The organism is Acetobacter sicerae, assembly GCF_011516765.1.
GTDB lineage: Bacteria > Pseudomonadota > Alphaproteobacteria > Acetobacterales > Acetobacteraceae > Acetobacter > Acetobacter sicerae.
This window is the reverse complement of the sequence record NZ_JAAABN010000001.1, coordinates 334,380-348,217: the sequence shown is the minus strand read 5'-3', so window position 1 is coordinate 348,217 and position 13,838 is coordinate 334,380. Positions and strand designations below refer to the sequence as shown.

Genomic DNA, 13,838 nt, shown 5'->3' with positions numbered 1-13,838 from the left:
ATGCATCCGTTCGTTAATGTTCAGAGTGACCCTGCCACGATCAGGCAGATTTTTCGAGGTCACTCTCAATGTTGGAGGTGAAATGCGTGCGAAGGGTTGAGTAAGCCACATTGATGACTTTCAGGCGCTCTTCGGCATGTGGATCACCATGATTGGTGTCCGGATGGTGCTTCTTGGCAAGAGCCTTGTAGCGCGTTTTGACCTCGTCGAGAGAGACGGGCCAACGCAGCCCCATCGTAGCAAGCGGTTCGCGCAGGGGTTCCGGCGTTTTAGGTTCGCGGGACTGACGGTAGCGGCGGGCGCGATCGGCACGGGAGGCGTTGAGGATATCGAGGGGATCGAGCACATCCTCCTCGTTGAAGCCTTTCTGGCCGATATGCCCAATTTTCCATGAGGGACGATCCCAGGACATGTCAGCCCGCAGATGAGCTTCAATCTGCGCCGAACTCATGCCTTTGTAATAGTCCCACCGAGCGTTGTACTCGCGAACGTGCTGAAGACAGAACCAGAAATATTCGTTCAGACTATCGCGGGATCTGGGCGCACGATAGCCGGCCTCCTGCTCGCAGCCGGGGGCGTCGCAACATTGCCTCGGGGCATCCGGATCGGGATCAAATGCCCGATGACGTGTGTTTCGTCTGCTCATGCAGCCTGTTATGTGTGCCACGATGGTCCGGATGCAAGAGGCTTGTTGACGGAGAGTGACATGCAGAAGGCGGGAGATTAAGGCGATGGCTGGTATTGCAACGGGTCCACGGGCTCAGCGCGTGATGGAACTTCTGCAGGAGAAGCTCGCTCCGGTTCGTATGGAGATCATCGATGAGAGCGACAGGCATGCGCACCACATTGCGCGTCCACGCGGGCCGCAGGAGGGCTCATCGGAAACTCATTTTCGCCTGACGGTTGTGAGCGACGCCTTTTCTGGTCTTTCGCGCGTTGCCCGGTCGCGCCTTGTTCACAAATATCTCGATTCTGAGTTTGCTGACGGTCTGCACGCGCTGGCCCTGACATTGAACACGCCGGCTGAGGTGGCGGCATGATGCGGACGCTCTCCCGCAGAAGTGCGCTGCTGTCCGGACTGGCGCTGGCGGCCTGTTCCCAGACACCAAGCCTCACCCTGACGCCTCAGGATCAGCAGGATGTCGCTCGTGTGGAGGACTACCTGAATGGTCTGACCACCCTGCAAAGCTGGTTCGTGCAAACCTGGCCTGACGGAAGCCGTGGCTCAGGGACGCTCAATTATGAACCCGGACGGCTGAGGCTGGATTACACCAATCCGAGGGGCATGACGCTTACAGCGGGCGACGGTCACCTTGTGCTCAATAACCCCCAGACAGGCGCCGTGACACGCATGGGTCTTTCACACACACCTCTGGGACTGCTGCTTGCGCGTCCGGTCCATATGCAGGGGGCAGTCACAGTGACGGCTGTGAGGCGTGGGCCTGCAACACTTCAGGTGTCTATCGCCAGAACAGGCCGGCTGTCAGATGGTCTGCTGACATTACGTTTCAGGGATGATGGAGCAAAACTGGCATTGTCTGGTCTGGTTATTGTGGATGACCGGCAGCATGTGATCACTCTGGACTTTTCCGAATAATATTTGAAAAATATGAACTTAATTAATTCGTTGTTTATAATTAAATTTATATTTTGGCAGGCTGTTTGTTTCACGGAATGCAGTCTTGTTCAGAAAAAAACTCTTTCGCCAATTTATTTCAAACCAGACTGGCGGCGTTATTATTTTTACCGCGTTTGGTTCTCTGATTATCTTAACCGCAGTTGCTGCTGCGGTCGACTATTCTCAGATGGTCGCTATCAAGGCAAGGTTGCAGACTTTTTCTGACTCTGCTGCTTTGTCGGCTACGAAAAGCGCAAGTAATTACATGTTCAGTCATTTGAATGACAGTAGCGCACAAACGACGGCTCAGCAGATTGCCGAGACCACAGCCCTACAGTCTGTTATGCAGAACGTTCAGGCTGCCGGCATTTCGCCTGTTCCAGCCGTTACAGTTCAGTATATTCCTGCATCCTCTGTTTCAGGAGCGGTCTCGGTTTCTCTTTCTTATACGCCCAGACTGTTGATTTCAAATATACTTAACTATTCAAGTGGGCCAATAACAGTCAAATCCACAGCGGCGATGGATGAAGGGGAGTCTTATTTTCAGATTGTTTTTGTAGTGGATATCTCCAATTCCATGGCAATTGGAGGAGATCCTGCAGCTATATCCACTTTGGAGAATGGAAGCAGTCAATGCGTATTTGCCTGCCATGACCCGAAGGGTTACGGGGTCTCTACCGAGTCCTGTTACGCTACTGGCGCACGTAAATCATCTTCAAGAAAATGGCCTTGCGATATGCGTGCCTACGCAAAGCAGCAGGGCATAAATCTAAAAATAGACTACGTTAATCAAGCCCTTGAAGAATTTATGGAAAATATGTCTGAATATTCTTCAAAATATCCTGACAAAATTACAGTTTCGATCAATACGATCGGCACAAATTTCAATCAGCTCCTTAATTCAACATCAGACATGACGGCAGCAATGAATGCTGCATCATCTATCGATATTGAAAATGCTACCCAATGGTCGAATGCGAATAACAGTGGGTCCGCACCTTATGACTTTAAGGATTACAACTATGGATATACAAATACATCTGATTATCTGAATAAATCCCTTTCTCTTATTGCAAATATAGGGGACGGGTCATCGTCATCAAAACGAAAGACATATGTTGTTTTTCTTTCTGATGGTGCTCAGGATGTGTGGGATGGGTATACCAACATATATGAGGATCCGAACACGCGCTATCGTGTTGTAAATGTCGATTACAGTGCGGCATGTCAGAATATAAAACAAAGCGGGATAAGATTATTTTCCGTCTGGGCAACATATTATTCAATCAATGACTCTCTGATAAATCCGCTGTTGGGGACGGGGGCAGGTTCAATGCAGGGAGCCATGCAGGCCTGCGCATCGGACGATGAGGATTTTTTCGAGGCTGACGACGGCCCGGCCATTCAAACTGCGATTACGTCCATATTCAGTTCTATTATGAGCGATGTTTCTTTGCGACTGATTGGAAATAATCAAAATTGAGCCTTTTTAGAATGGTCCATATTCCATTCCAATCCACAGTGAGGATTGAAGTGAATTGATCGGTCACAAGCATCGTGATTCAGGAAGCCTTCATAGACGAGTTGTTGTAAATCGCCTCAAGGTCGCCCTGGGACTGTTCCTTAGTCGGTCAATCCTTTTTCTTTTTTCTCCCGCTCGGCATTTACGCTGAACTTTTGGTAAATCCCCAATGCCACCACCATACCTGTGGCCACAACCAGAAGTGCCGCTGGATAGAGAATATCTTTCGGCTGCTCACCACTTCTTTCGAAAACACCAACAAGTCCTTCAATAAATACAGCAATAATGATTGTCGTCATGAATTTCGTAAGGCTATCCCGTGCTTCAGACAGGGATTGCTTTCCTTTGGGGCGCAGGACCTCTTCTTCAATGAAATATTTAGCAACATCAAAAACAGCTATGGAAATCACGACATAACTGATCGCTCGAACAATCTCTGTTCGGCCATCGTTAAATGACAACATAAACGCAGATACCAGTCCAATTCCTCCAGATATTATCAGGAATGATGCTAATATTATTAAAACAATACTAGCAAACAGGAAAACAATTCTCGATATATTTTTTATTATATTAATTTCTTTATTCCCTTTAAAAAAATTCTATAAAAAACTTTATAGGTAAAAGATTTATATTTCTAGTTTAATTTCTGTATGAAAACTTTAACTTGAACCTATCTCCTGTGCCGCGTTGTCTGCTCATGTGCTTGCTTGGAAGGCCTGGAGGCTTTTCACACGAAAACAGCGATGGATGAGCGGACAATCTGTGACGACTTAATTTGGCCGTGTGCTGGTCTTTCGCGCTGGTATTCCAGAAAGACCCTTTGTCGGACCCAGTTATCCAGTAATCATTTCGCCATATCTGATAGGCGGTCATCGTCTTGTCGGTGATAGGTTGGTTACCTATGAAACTACCAAAATATCGGTTTATCACAAGCAACCGCGTTGATATTTTTTGATGTGGTACACCTAAACGCGGCAGATTCCGCCAATCACGGACTAACAGGTCTGTCGTTTTGTTCCTTACCGATTGGCCTGATTCAGTACGGTTCACCGCTTCCCAATAGGTGCGATGTGCAAGGACCGTTGCCTTGCCCCTATCTGGCGCTTTTAAGCTGATTCTTATCTGCCCATGACCGGGAAGTGAAAACCGCATGGGCCAGTTTCGGGTGCCGGTAGGCATAAACACACTGAATGACTGAATGACTGAACGGCTGTAGCTTGGCCAAATGTGTTAGCACTGTGCTTTTTCAGGTTTTCAGACACGCCTAAGTTCTTGATTTCCTTTGGCGGGGAAACCCTGTGCATACCACTATGCTAGGCGTCAAAAGTGGACATATCCCTAAAATGAACAGGAAGTGAATCCACTTAACTCATTGATTTGCAAGGAAAAAATTGGCGCGCCCTAATGGATTCGAACCATTGACCCACAGCTTAGAAGGCTGTTGCTCTATCCAACTGAGCTAAGGGCGCGCAGAACTGCCTTGAAGACCGGCAGGCGTTTTATCCGTTGTTCCAGCAGAAAAAACAAGTGCCGTTGAAGAACTTCAGTGCGTCCAGTTCTGGATACGGTTCATCGCGAAATTATCCGCATAAACCTTGGGAACGCGAATGCGTTCGACCACTGGTTCAACTGCATAAGGGATAGCGTGACGACGAGCGTAGGCCTCGGCTTCTTCGAGACTTTCAAACTTCAGTCGAACCTGCGCTTTTGTATCGCTGCTTCCGGTCCATCCCATAAGAGGGGTTGGACGGTGGGGGGCGGACTGGCCATATTCGAAAATCCAGCTGCGGGCACCGTAAAGCCCGGACTGTCCTGCACTTTTAGGCTGTTTGTAAATTCTTGCAGTCATTACTCGCCACTCCGTTGCTTTCAACGAGACCGTGTCGAAAAGTGGTCGGGGCGCCCGGACTCGAACCGGGGGCCTCCTGTACCCAAAACAGGCGCGCTACCAGGCTGCGCCACGCCCCGAACCTGCGGCGGAACCTATGTGCAGAGAGAGGTTCTGGCAAGCCCCAATCGGCTCAAAGCGTTACGCAAATTATCGTCAGACAAAGAAAGGGCAGTCTCAGCCGCCTTTTTATCGGCTCCAAGCGCCATCAGAACGGCTGATTTTACATGGCCTTCTGTCTGTTCGAGCGCGATTCGGGCGTTTTCTTCGCTGCAATCCGTGAGATTGATGACCATGCGGACAGCACGTTCACGTAATTTGGCGTTGCGGCTCCGCATATCCACCATCCGCGCCCTGTAAACGCGCCCCAGACCGGTCATGAGGGAAGTGGATAGCAGATTGAGAACAATTTTCTGGGCCGTTCCAGCCTTCATGCGTGTTGAACCTGCAATCGGCTCGGCTCCGGTGCCAACGAAAACAGCATGCTCTGCAGCAAGCAGGAGAGCCGTCTCCGGTACATTGGCGATGCCCACGGTCAGGGCGCCCGCATTGCGGGCCGCTTTGATACAGGCGACGGTGTAGGGCGTCTTCCCGCTTGCCGCGATCCCGACCACGACATCATTGGCGGTCAACTGAAGCGCCTCGATTTCAGCACAGCCGGCCGACGCATCATCTTCAGCATTTTCGACAGCGTTGAGCAGAGCCTCCCGGCCTCCTGCTATGAGAAGGCACATCCGCTCTGGTGGCCAGTTGTAGGTCGGCTCGAGTTCCGCTCCGTCCTGCGCGGCCAGACGTCCGGAACTGCCCGCTCCGGCATAAACCAGACGCCCACCAGCTTTCAGGCGGGGCAGGGCGCTTTCAACCGCCGCGGTCAGAGCGGGCAGGGCTGATGACACGACCGCTGCCGCAGCAAGCTGGGATTGCCAGAGCGCCGTCAGCTGTGTCGCGACAGGCCATGTGTCGTAATCCAGAAAAGCCGGATCAGCGTTTTCCGTAGCGGGCAGGGACGCGATCATGAGGACTCAGTTCCCGTTCGTCGCTTTTTTGGCGAGAGGCGCGATGAACAGGGGAGCCGTATCCCACGGAAAGAGCACCCACGTGTCCTGCGGCACTTCCATGACGTACAGATCGGTCAGAGGCTTGCCCGTCGGTTTGGCGTAGAGACAGGCGAACAGCGCTTTCGGGAGACGCTCACGGACGACGCGCGCGGTAATGCCGGAATCGACCAGATCATCCACCACAAGAAAACCTTCGCCGTCTCCGGCAGCCTGCGGATCCTTGATTATTTTTGGAGTGCCTTTTGATTCTTCATCATAGGTAACAACAGAAATTGACTCGATCAGGCGGCAGTCGAGTTCGCGGGCGAGGATGGCGGCAGGAATCAGACCACCCCGGGTAATGGCGACAATGCCCTTGAACGGCCCTTTCGACATCAGGGTTTCCGCCAGAGTGCGGGCATCGCGGTGAAGCTGGTCCCAGGTCACTGTTGCATAAGTCGTCGCCATCGCACCGCGTCTCCATTGATCTCAGTCTGTGCGCCGCTGGCTCGTTAAAGGCTTATGGCGGCGTAACGATTGTATTGCCTCCCGCAACCCGTCTTGGCAACGTGACCAGCAGGGTGGTGTCAGCGGAATAATCACCTGCTAGAGACAGCTTCATGTCAGCGACTGAAACCACCGTTCCTCCATCTCCCGACCCAACTCTGTTACGGCAACCGGGACTGATCAGCTGTCTGGTCGGTCGCAATCTCTCCGCCTTCTCCTCGCAGGTGCAGGCGGTTGCGGTCGCCTGGCAGATCTATTCCCTAACGCACAGTTCAGCCTCGCTGGGGTTTGTCGGTCTGGCCCAGTTTCTCCCCATGATGCTGCTGACGCTGCCCGCCGGACATGTGGCGGATCAGTTCAATCGCCGCCGGATCGTGATCACCTGTCAGGTGGTTGAGGCGCTCGCTGCGTGCGGTATGGCGATTGCTTCATGGCAGCATCTGATCGGACCGTGGGCGCTCTATCTGCTGGTGGCGCTGTTCGGCGCCTGTCGCGCCTTCGAGATGCCTGCACAACAGACATTTCTTCCCGCCATTGTTCCGGCTTCGCTGTTTCCACGAGCGGCGGCCTTATCGTCATCGCTGTTTCAGGTGGCCTGCATCGCTGGTCCTTCTCTGGGCGGCGTGCTGTACGGCTTTGGCGCTGATACTTGCTATGCATTGTGCTGCATCGGCTTTGCATCGTCGGCTCTGGCGACAGCATCAATTACCATGCGCTTTCCGGAGCGTCGTCGGCAGCCGATCACGCTGGAATCCGTAATGGGTGGCATCGCCTTCCTGCGCAGACAGCGGCCCATGCTTGGCGCCATCTCGCTGGATCTTTTCGCCGTGCTGCTTGGCGGCGCGACGGCGCTTCTACCGGTCTATGCCGACGACATCCTGCATGCCGGACCTATAGCGCTTGGCCTGCTCAGAGCCGGTCCCGCCATGGGGGCTGTTCTGATGGCGGTCATCATGACGCGCTGGCCCATCCGGAAGAACGCCGGAAAGATCATGTTCCTGTCGGTGGCCATATTCGGGTTGGCGACGATTGTTTTCGGTGTGTCCCGCTCGATCCCGCTCTCCATTCTGGCCCTGATGGTGCTGGGCGCTGCGGATGTGATCAGCGTGATGGTGCGGGGCGCGCTGATTCAGCTTGGCACCCCCGATGAAATGCGCGGACGTGTCTCTGCGGTGAACATGCTGTTCATCGGCTCCTCCAATCAGCTTGGCGAGTTCGAGAGCGGTATGCTGGCGGCCTGTGTGGGCGCAGTGCCCGCCGTGGTGATCGGCGGCATCGGCACGCTGGTGGTGACGGGCTTGTGGATGCGTCTTTTTCCGGGACTGCGTGAACTGGATCGGCTCGATGACATCAAGCCCTCCACCTGAACCGCGAGGCGCAGTGCTCGCTGTCTGTCGCAATCCCACCGACGGAGGGTTTCTGCTGGTCCGGCGCGCCAATCCTCCCGATGCGGGCCTGTGGGGGTTCCCCGGCGGACGTATCGAGCCGGGTGAGACTCTTCTGACCGCAGCCAGCCGTGAGCTCCTGGAAGAAACCGGTGTCAGCACCCAGGGAATCAGTGTGCTGACGGCATTTGGTTCGATCCATCGGGATGGGAACGACTGTCTGCTGTTCCACTATGTCATTGTCGCAGTGCGGTGCGATCTGAAACACTCTCTGGTTACACCGGAGCCCGTCGCCGCTGATGATGCTCTTGAGGCGGGATGGTTCAGTCTGGACGCAATCAGCGGGTTGGGGGCACAGGCCAGCGCAGGCGTCTTCACCCTGGCGCGGCAAGCAGAAGAAGCTGCTCGAAGTTCCTGACCTTGCGCTTCTTTGCGGGGTTGTCTATCGCGCAGGCATGAACAGCACAGAACGGCCGGACGACGAGAGGAAGCCTCCCGTGACGTCAGAACCGATAGGGCCTGCAGAGCCCATCACGGACGAGCCTCATGTTGCAGCAGAACTTGCGGCGCGTGGTGACGTGCCGGTCATGGATCTGCGGCCTGAGCGTGGAACTGCCCGCATCGTTCACGCGCTGAACGATCTGTTCGGCAGCCTCCGGCTGTTCCGCCTCGGCTGGACGCTGGGCTGGCTTGATATAAAAATGCGGTATCGTGGGTCGTTGCTGGGGCCGTTCTGGGTCACTATTTCCACGGCCATTCTTGTTGCGGCCATGGGCGTGCTTTACGCCACGCTTCTGCATACGGACCTCAAGGCTTACCTGCCATTCCTGTGCTTTTCTCTTGTGCTATGGGCGTATCTGAGTGGAATCGTTACGGATGGATGCTGCGCATTTACCAGCACCGTCAATCTGATCCACTCGATCAGAATGCCGTTCACCGTGCATATCATGCGGGTGATGGTCAGGAATTTTCTGACTTTTCTGCACAGTGTCGGTGTCATTGTGGTGCTGTTCGCTGTCTTTGGTGTCGTGCCGACGCTCAACTGGTCGCTGCCCGCAGGTGTTTTGCTGTGGTTTGCTGACCTCTATGCGCTCACTCTGCTGCTGGGCGTGCTGGGCGCGCGCTTCCGGGACATGCCGCCAATTGCCGCCAACGTCATGCAGATCCTGTTTTTTGTGACGCCGATCCTCTGGAAACCCGATCTTATTTATATGGGGCGGCAGTACATGCTGCTTGACCCCTGTTATCCGCTGATTGAGATCGTGCGCGGACCATTCATGGGCACACCGGTAAGGCCGTCGATCTGGTTGATGGCCGTGGCCTACAGCGTTGTTCTCTGGTGTGTTTCCTTTCTGTTGTTCGCCCGCCTGCGCGGTCGTCTGGCTTACTGGGTGTAGACGATATGGCTGGAATTGACGTTTCGAACCTGTCCATCTCCTTTCCGCTCTATCACGGCGATGCACGCAGTCTGAAAAAGACCATGAAGGGCGCTCTGAAGGGCAAAACGCCTTCGAGCCGCTTCTCCCGTGACGATCGCAACCGGATCATGGTGCAGGCTCTGGCCGACATCAATTTCTCCCTGAAGCCCGGCGAGCGTCTTGGGCTGATCGGACGGAACGGAGCGGGCAAGACAACGCTCCTGCGGGCGCTGAGCGGTATTTATGAGCCTGTAGAGGGACGTGTGCTTGTGCAGGGGCGGGTAGGGACGCTGCTGGATACGTCTCTCGGCATGGACCCGGAGCTTTCGGGGCGGGAGAATATTCGCCTGCGGGGGCTGTTTTTCGGATTGTCCGACAAGGCCATCCGGGAGGTCGAGCAGGATGTGGAGACCTTCGCCGATCTGGGCGCTTTCATGGATCTTCCGCTGAAGACCTACAGCTCAGGCATGAGTCTGCGTCTGGCCTTCGGACTGGCGACAGCAATCATGCCGGAAATCCTGATCATGGATGAATGGTTCATGGCGGGAGACGCCACGTTCATACAGCGTGCGGAAGGACGGATCGCAGGATTGGTCGAAGGCGCTGAAATTCTGGTTATTTCCAGCCATATGCCATCCATTGTCGAGAAATGGTGCACGCGCGTGCTCTGGATGGAGCAGGGGAAAATCGTGATGGATGGTAGCCCTGCGGATGTGCTGCCGGTCTATCTGGATGCGGGGAGTTAGAAGCCGCACGTTCTTTCAGGAGCTAAGTGCTTCTGTTTTGTAGTGGACCGGTTTTGTCGACTGACAGTATCCGGGCAACCATCTCCTGAAAAACGATGATTGCCCGACACGAAAAACTATTCTGCGGAACTGGCCAACGGCCCCAGCGCAGCCCGCACACCGAATTCTCCCGGCAGGGAACCGTGGGGGAAAAGCACGTTGACGTGGCCCATCTTGCGACCGGGCCGCGCTTCCCGTTTGCCGTAAAGATGCGGAATCAGGCCCTGCGTTCCGACGATTTCAGGCCACAAAGCCATGTCATCCGGTCCCACAAGATTTTTCATGACCGCATCCGAGTGTCGCACAGGTTCCGGCAAGGGTAGTCCTGTCACAGCGCGCACGTGCATCTCAAACTGGTCACAGGCACAGGCATCCATTGTCCAGTGGCCGGAATTATGAGGGCGAGGGGCGATTTCGTTGACGAGCAGTTCCCCCTTGCGGCCAACAAACATCTCGACGCCCAGAATTCCGATGAGATCCAGACCTTCCGCAATACGACAGGCGATTTTACCCGCCTCAGTTGCCAGTTCCTCACTGATACGGGCGGGCGCGAGGCTGAGGTCCAGAATCCCGGAGACATGGCGGTTTTCAGTAGCCGAAAATGTGCGCGTGGTACCATCGACACCACGAGCGACCATGACGCTGATTTCCATGGCGAAATCGACCATCCCTTCCGCCACCAGCGGTTTGGGAGAGAGAGTTTCCAGAGCCTCATCCAGTTGTTCGGCGTTGTGAACACGGAACTGCCCCTTGCCGTCATAACCCATGCGGGTCGTTTTCAGGATGAAGGGATAACCAACCGTTTCGGCGGCGTGCGCAAGGCTTGCAGCGTCAGTAACAATTTTCCAGGGCGCCACCGGAATGCCGATGGAACCGAGGAATGTCTTTTCCTGTTCACGGTCCTGACTGATCCGGAGAATGGCGCCGGAAGGGCGGACGGGTTTGAGATCTGACAGCAGATCAAGCCCGTTTGCCGAGACGTTCTCAAACTCGAACGTCACGACGTCAACAGCCGCTGCAAAGCGTCTCAGAACATCCGGGTCATTGAAGGAGCCAATGGTGGCGTCATGAGAGACCTGAAGCCCCGGCTCATCTTCACGCTGCGCAAGAATGTGCGAACGGAAACCGAGGCGGGCGGCGGCCATGGCGGACATGCGGCCCAGTTGGCCGCCACCCACAATACCAAGAACCGAGTTGGGAGGCAGAAAGTCGTTCTTACTGTTCAGGTTCATCGCGTACCGAGGCAGTCTGAAGGGCGCGCCATGTATCGAGCCGGGCTGCGAGTTCCGCATCCGAGATGGCGAGGATGGAGGAGGCGAGCAGGGCGGCGTTGATGGCCCCCGCCTTGCCGATCGCCAGAGTGCCGACCGGTATGCCGCCGGGCATCTGGACAATGGAAAGCAGGCTGTCCATGCCTTTCAGCGCCCTGGATTCAACAGGCACTCCCAGAACCGGCAGTCGTGTCCACGCAGCACACATGCCCGGCAGGTGGGCAGCGCCGCCTGCTCCGGCGATGATGACTGACAGACCACGGTCTGTGGCCGTGCGGGCATACTCCGCCAGACGGTCAGGAGTCCGGTGCGCCGAGACGATCTTTGTCTCATACGGAACTTCCAGAGCATCCAGAGTCAGCGTGGCATGCTGCATGGTTTCCCAGTCCGACTGGCTTCCCATGATGATTCCGACGCGCGGCGCTTCCGATTCCTGCTTTACAGCATCATCCGCTGCCGCTTCGGGCTGGTTTTCAATATTATCCATGATCTCTCAAATCTCGGAACCTGATCAGACCATTGCTGTTACGCAATGTTATCCGGAATAAGATGACTCTCGATCCACGCAATCTCATCCTTGAGGAGGAGTTTGCGTTTCTTCAGCCTCTGAAGCTGGAGATGATCCATCGGTTCGTGAACCAGACGGTCAATGACCGTATCCAGATCACGATGTTCGCTCCGCAGTTCATGAAGTCTGCGCAGCATACTTTCCCGATCACTCAGCATCGCACCTCCGGCATTCTCGTCCAGTGATATTCATCACGAACACCCGCTTTACACATCCGTGAGACCATCAGCCCTGATCTTTGTCACGTTAAGCCAACGGATTGTCTTACACCAGAGGCCAGAATCTTCTTCCGAGGGAAGAATGCGGCTCAGGATAAAAATAAACTGCGTAACATGAGCAATTTTTCATGTCAGATTGGTGACAGACAGCGCTAGCATCGGCGTGTTGCAACTATCCAATCGGAGAGTGAAACAATGAGCAAGCAGTCACGCCTTGAGAGCCTCAGCCGTCGGCACTCTGTCCTTGATGCAAAAATCCACGACGAAGGACATCGCCCCATGCCGGATCAGCATGTACTGATGCGCCTTAAATTGCAGAAACTCACGCTCAAGGAGGAAATGGATCGTGTCAGGGCCATGTCCTGATGTGATGACTTGCGACAGGCTGCGTCCGTGAAGTCAGACGCAGCCTGCGATATTTCTCAGTCTTCGCTTTCGATCGGCATGGGCTGGGGCACTTCCTGCCCTTCGCGCGTCAGGCGTTCATTGGCGGCCGCGACGGCAGCGTTGAGATCCATCTGGCTGCACAGGCCGAGTGTCACCGGGTCACGTGGCTTGATGTTCTGGCTGTTCCAGTGCTGGCGGTCACGAACCTTGGCGATGGTGTCCTTGGTTGTCCCGAGCAGCTTGGCGATCTGCTGATCCTGAATCTGCGGGAAGTTGCGCAGAAGAAAAGCGATACCGTCCGGGCGGTCATTGCGGCGGGCGACAGGTGTGTAACGCGCGCCTTTGGCGCGACGCTTCACAGGATTGACCGTCGAAAGAATTTTCAGTTTTGCGTTCGGATCCGCCTCACACCGGCTGATTTCTTCCGCTGTGACCTGACGGTTGGCGACCGGGTCATATCCGACGATTCCCTGCGCAACTTCACCATCAGCGATGGCCTGCACTTCCAGAGGATGCATGCCGCAGAATTCAGCAACCTGCGTGAAGGTCAGAGCCGTCTTTTCGATCAGCCAGACGGCCGTCGCTTTGGGCATAAGAGGAAGCGTGCTCATCATCGATCCTGTTGCTGCGTGGTCTCTTGGCGCTCACGCAGGCACCGGGATCGGTTTGTACGGGCGAGGGCCTCGCCGGCCCGTCCCTGCGTGCCTGCCGGCGCGCTGTTATGTACGGTAATGGCCGCCGCTTGCGATGGGGTCAAGCGAAAATCGTCGACCGGGTCTGACAGGACGGCAGTCCAGACGTTCAGTCGAAAAAAGAAAAACCCTGCGACCGGGCTACGGTGCAGGGTTTTTCCGGCTTATCCGTGAAAAGAAAAGTTCTTTTCACGGTCATCCTTTTCTCAGGAGGCGCGCTTGCCAATGCCTGCAAAGCGCTTGTTGAACTTGGCCACCTGACCTCCGCTGTCGATCATGCGCTGGACGCCTGTCCATGCCGGATGAGACTTCGGGTCGATATCAAGACGCAGGGTGTCACCAGCGGAACCCATGCACGAATACGTTTTGTATTCGGTGCCGTCGGTCATGATGATGTTGACCTCGTGATAGTCGGGGTGAATGTTCTGTTTCATTTCAACGCTCTCTAAGAAAAAGTTCCCGATGCCGACCGGGAATGGATCGCGCACGTATAGGCGGATCAGGCAGGGATGGCAACGAAGAAAGCGGGGAAAACTGGC

At 54.9% G+C, this 13,838-nt stretch carries 18 protein-coding genes and 2 tRNA genes; 8 read left to right on the top strand and 12 right to left on the bottom strand.

Annotated features, from left to right (window positions below; translation table 11 throughout):
- Positions 1–40 precede the first annotated feature (40 nt).
- Positions 41–646 carry a J domain-containing protein gene (locus tag GVI59_RS01560; RefSeq protein WP_173572531.1) on the bottom strand — a complete coding sequence of 202 codons (606 nt, stop codon included), beginning with the start codon at positions 644–646 and terminating at the stop codon, positions 41–43.
- Between the two features lie 85 nt (positions 647–731).
- On the opposite strand from GVI59_RS01560, the gene GVI59_RS01555 reads away from it, so the two are divergent.
- The 3 genes from GVI59_RS01555 (at position 732) to GVI59_RS01545 (ending at position 3,101) form a co-directional block, all read left to right on the top strand.
- Positions 732–1,040 (top strand): BolA family protein, encoded by a 309-nt coding sequence (locus GVI59_RS01555; RefSeq protein WP_173572530.1) that lies wholly within the window; start codon positions 732–734, stop codon positions 1,038–1,040.
- On the top strand, positions 1,037–1,597 hold the full coding sequence (locus GVI59_RS01550) for a LolA family protein (protein WP_173572529.1): 561 nt from the start codon (positions 1,037–1,039) through the stop codon (positions 1,595–1,597). Before GVI59_RS01555 ends, GVI59_RS01550 begins: the two co-directional genes overlap by 4 nt.
- Before the next feature lie 85 nt (positions 1,598–1,682).
- Positions 1,683–3,101 (top strand): Tad domain-containing protein, encoded by a 1,419-nt coding sequence (locus tag GVI59_RS01545; protein WP_173572528.1) that lies wholly within the window; start codon positions 1,683–1,685, stop codon positions 3,099–3,101.
- Between the two features lie 140 nt (positions 3,102–3,241).
- On the opposite strand, the gene GVI59_RS18935 is transcribed toward GVI59_RS01545, so the two are convergent.
- The 6 genes from GVI59_RS18935 to gpt form a co-directional block, all read right to left on the bottom strand.
- A complete protein-coding gene (locus GVI59_RS18935) occupies positions 3,242–3,709 on the bottom strand; it encodes a hypothetical protein (protein WP_173572735.1) in 468 nt (155 codons plus the stop codon).
- A gap of 826 nt (positions 3,710–4,535) precedes the next feature.
- A tRNA-Arg gene (locus GVI59_RS01535) sits at positions 4,536–4,612 on the bottom strand.
- A 74-nt stretch (positions 4,613–4,686) separates the two neighbouring features.
- Positions 4,687–4,992 (bottom strand): ETC complex I subunit, encoded by a 306-nt coding sequence (locus GVI59_RS01530; protein WP_173572527.1) that lies wholly within the window; start codon positions 4,990–4,992, stop codon positions 4,687–4,689.
- Positions 4,993–5,034: 42 nt separating this feature from the next.
- Positions 5,035–5,111 (bottom strand) — tRNA-Pro (locus GVI59_RS01525).
- A gap of 15 nt (positions 5,112–5,126) precedes the next feature.
- Positions 5,127–6,047, bottom strand: a complete 921-nt coding sequence (locus GVI59_RS01520) for an N-acetylmuramic acid 6-phosphate etherase (protein WP_173572526.1) — start codon at positions 6,045–6,047, stop codon at positions 5,127–5,129.
- A gap of 6 nt (positions 6,048–6,053) precedes the next feature.
- A complete protein-coding gene (gene gpt, locus GVI59_RS01515; protein ID WP_173572525.1) occupies positions 6,054–6,536 on the bottom strand; it encodes a xanthine phosphoribosyltransferase in 483 nt (160 codons plus the stop codon).
- A gap of 152 nt (positions 6,537–6,688) precedes the next feature.
- Here gpt and GVI59_RS01510 point away from each other — a divergent pair, with 152 nt between their 5' ends.
- The 4 genes from GVI59_RS01510 to GVI59_RS01495 all read left to right on the top strand — a co-directional run bounded on the left by GVI59_RS01510 (position 6,689) and on the right by GVI59_RS01495 (position 10,124).
- Positions 6,689–7,942, top strand: a complete 1,254-nt coding sequence (locus GVI59_RS01510; RefSeq protein WP_173572524.1) for an MFS transporter — start codon at positions 6,689–6,691, stop codon at positions 7,940–7,942.
- Positions 7,920–8,378, top strand: a complete 459-nt coding sequence (locus GVI59_RS01505; protein WP_173572523.1) for an NUDIX hydrolase — start codon at positions 7,920–7,922, stop codon at positions 8,376–8,378. Before GVI59_RS01510 ends, GVI59_RS01505 begins: the two co-directional genes overlap by 23 nt.
- 79 nt (positions 8,379–8,457) lie before the next feature.
- Positions 8,458–9,357, top strand: a complete 900-nt coding sequence (locus tag GVI59_RS01500; RefSeq protein WP_338422046.1) for an ABC transporter permease — start codon at positions 8,458–8,460, stop codon at positions 9,355–9,357.
- Positions 9,358–9,362: 5 nt separating this feature from the next.
- Complete coding sequence (locus GVI59_RS01495; protein ID WP_173572521.1) at positions 9,363–10,124, top strand: ABC transporter ATP-binding protein; 762 nt, start codon at positions 9,363–9,365, stop codon at positions 10,122–10,124.
- 116 nt (positions 10,125–10,240) lie between these two features.
- Here the strand turns inward: GVI59_RS01495 and GVI59_RS01490 are convergent, their stop codons facing one another.
- The 3 genes from GVI59_RS01490 to GVI59_RS01480 are packed head-to-tail and all read right to left on the bottom strand — an operon-like array spanning position 10,241 to position 12,160.
- Positions 10,241–11,395: a 5-(carboxyamino)imidazole ribonucleotide synthase gene (locus tag GVI59_RS01490; protein ID WP_173572520.1), complete on the bottom strand. Its 1,155-nt coding sequence runs from the start codon at positions 11,393–11,395 to the stop codon at positions 10,241–10,243.
- Positions 11,379–11,921 carry a 5-(carboxyamino)imidazole ribonucleotide mutase gene (purE, locus tag GVI59_RS01485; protein ID WP_173572519.1) on the bottom strand — a complete coding sequence of 181 codons (543 nt, stop codon included), beginning with the start codon at positions 11,919–11,921 and terminating at the stop codon, positions 11,379–11,381. The genes GVI59_RS01490 and purE overlap by 17 nt, the downstream gene beginning before the upstream one ends.
- 38 nt (positions 11,922–11,959) lie before the next feature.
- A complete protein-coding gene (locus GVI59_RS01480; protein WP_077812842.1) occupies positions 11,960–12,160 on the bottom strand; it encodes a YdcH family protein in 201 nt (66 codons plus the stop codon).
- A gap of 255 nt (positions 12,161–12,415) precedes the next feature.
- On the opposite strand from GVI59_RS01480, the gene GVI59_RS01475 reads away from it, so the two are divergent.
- Positions 12,416–12,586 (top strand): YdcH family protein, encoded by a 171-nt coding sequence (locus GVI59_RS01475; RefSeq protein WP_173572518.1) that lies wholly within the window; start codon positions 12,416–12,418, stop codon positions 12,584–12,586.
- 56 nt (positions 12,587–12,642) lie between these two features.
- Here the strand turns inward: GVI59_RS01475 and GVI59_RS01470 are convergent, their stop codons facing one another.
- The gene (locus GVI59_RS01470; protein WP_173572517.1) at positions 12,643–13,218 is read right to left on the bottom strand and encodes a DUF1013 domain-containing protein; all 576 of its coding nucleotides are present in this window, start codon (positions 13,216–13,218) and stop codon (positions 12,643–12,645) included.
- Positions 13,219–13,505: 287 nt separating this feature from the next.
- Positions 13,506–13,733, bottom strand: a complete 228-nt coding sequence (gene rpmE, locus GVI59_RS01465) for a 50S ribosomal protein L31 (protein WP_173572516.1) — start codon at positions 13,731–13,733, stop codon at positions 13,506–13,508.
- Positions 13,734–13,838 lie beyond the last annotated feature (105 nt).

Coding starts and splice junctions, on each gene's coding strand:
- GVI59_RS01560 (WP_173572531.1), bottom strand. CDS start 646: ATGAGCAGACGAAACACACGTCATCGGGCATTTGATCCCGATCCGGAT.
- GVI59_RS01555 (WP_173572530.1), top strand. CDS start 732: ATGGCTGGTATTGCAACGGGTCCACGGGCTCAGCGCGTGATGGAACTT.
- GVI59_RS01550 (WP_173572529.1), top strand. CDS start 1,037: ATGATGCGGACGCTCTCCCGCAGAAGTGCGCTGCTGTCCGGACTGGCG.
- GVI59_RS01530 (WP_173572527.1), bottom strand. CDS start 4,992: ATGACTGCAAGAATTTACAAACAGCCTAAAAGTGCAGGACAGTCCGGG.
- GVI59_RS01520 (WP_173572526.1), bottom strand. CDS start 6,047: ATGATCGCGTCCCTGCCCGCTACGGAAAACGCTGATCCGGCTTTTCTG.
- gpt (WP_173572525.1), bottom strand. CDS start 6,536: ATGGCGACGACTTATGCAACAGTGACCTGGGACCAGCTTCACCGCGAT.
- GVI59_RS01510 (WP_173572524.1), top strand. CDS start 6,689: ATGTCAGCGACTGAAACCACCGTTCCTCCATCTCCCGACCCAACTCTG.
- GVI59_RS01505 (WP_173572523.1), top strand. CDS start 7,920: ATGACATCAAGCCCTCCACCTGAACCGCGAGGCGCAGTGCTCGCTGTC.
- GVI59_RS01495 (WP_173572521.1), top strand. CDS start 9,363: ATGGCTGGAATTGACGTTTCGAACCTGTCCATCTCCTTTCCGCTCTAT.
- GVI59_RS01490 (WP_173572520.1), bottom strand. CDS start 11,395: ATGAACCTGAACAGTAAGAACGACTTTCTGCCTCCCAACTCGGTTCTT.
- purE (WP_173572519.1), bottom strand. CDS start 11,921: ATGGATAATATTGAAAACCAGCCCGAAGCGGCAGCGGATGATGCTGTA.
- GVI59_RS01480 (WP_077812842.1), bottom strand. CDS start 12,160: ATGCTGAGTGATCGGGAAAGTATGCTGCGCAGACTTCATGAACTGCGG.
- GVI59_RS01475 (WP_173572518.1), top strand. CDS start 12,416: ATGAGCAAGCAGTCACGCCTTGAGAGCCTCAGCCGTCGGCACTCTGTC.
- GVI59_RS01470 (WP_173572517.1), bottom strand. CDS start 13,218: ATGAGCACGCTTCCTCTTATGCCCAAAGCGACGGCCGTCTGGCTGATC.
- rpmE (WP_173572516.1), bottom strand. CDS start 13,733: ATGAAACAGAACATTCACCCCGACTATCACGAGGTCAACATCATCATG.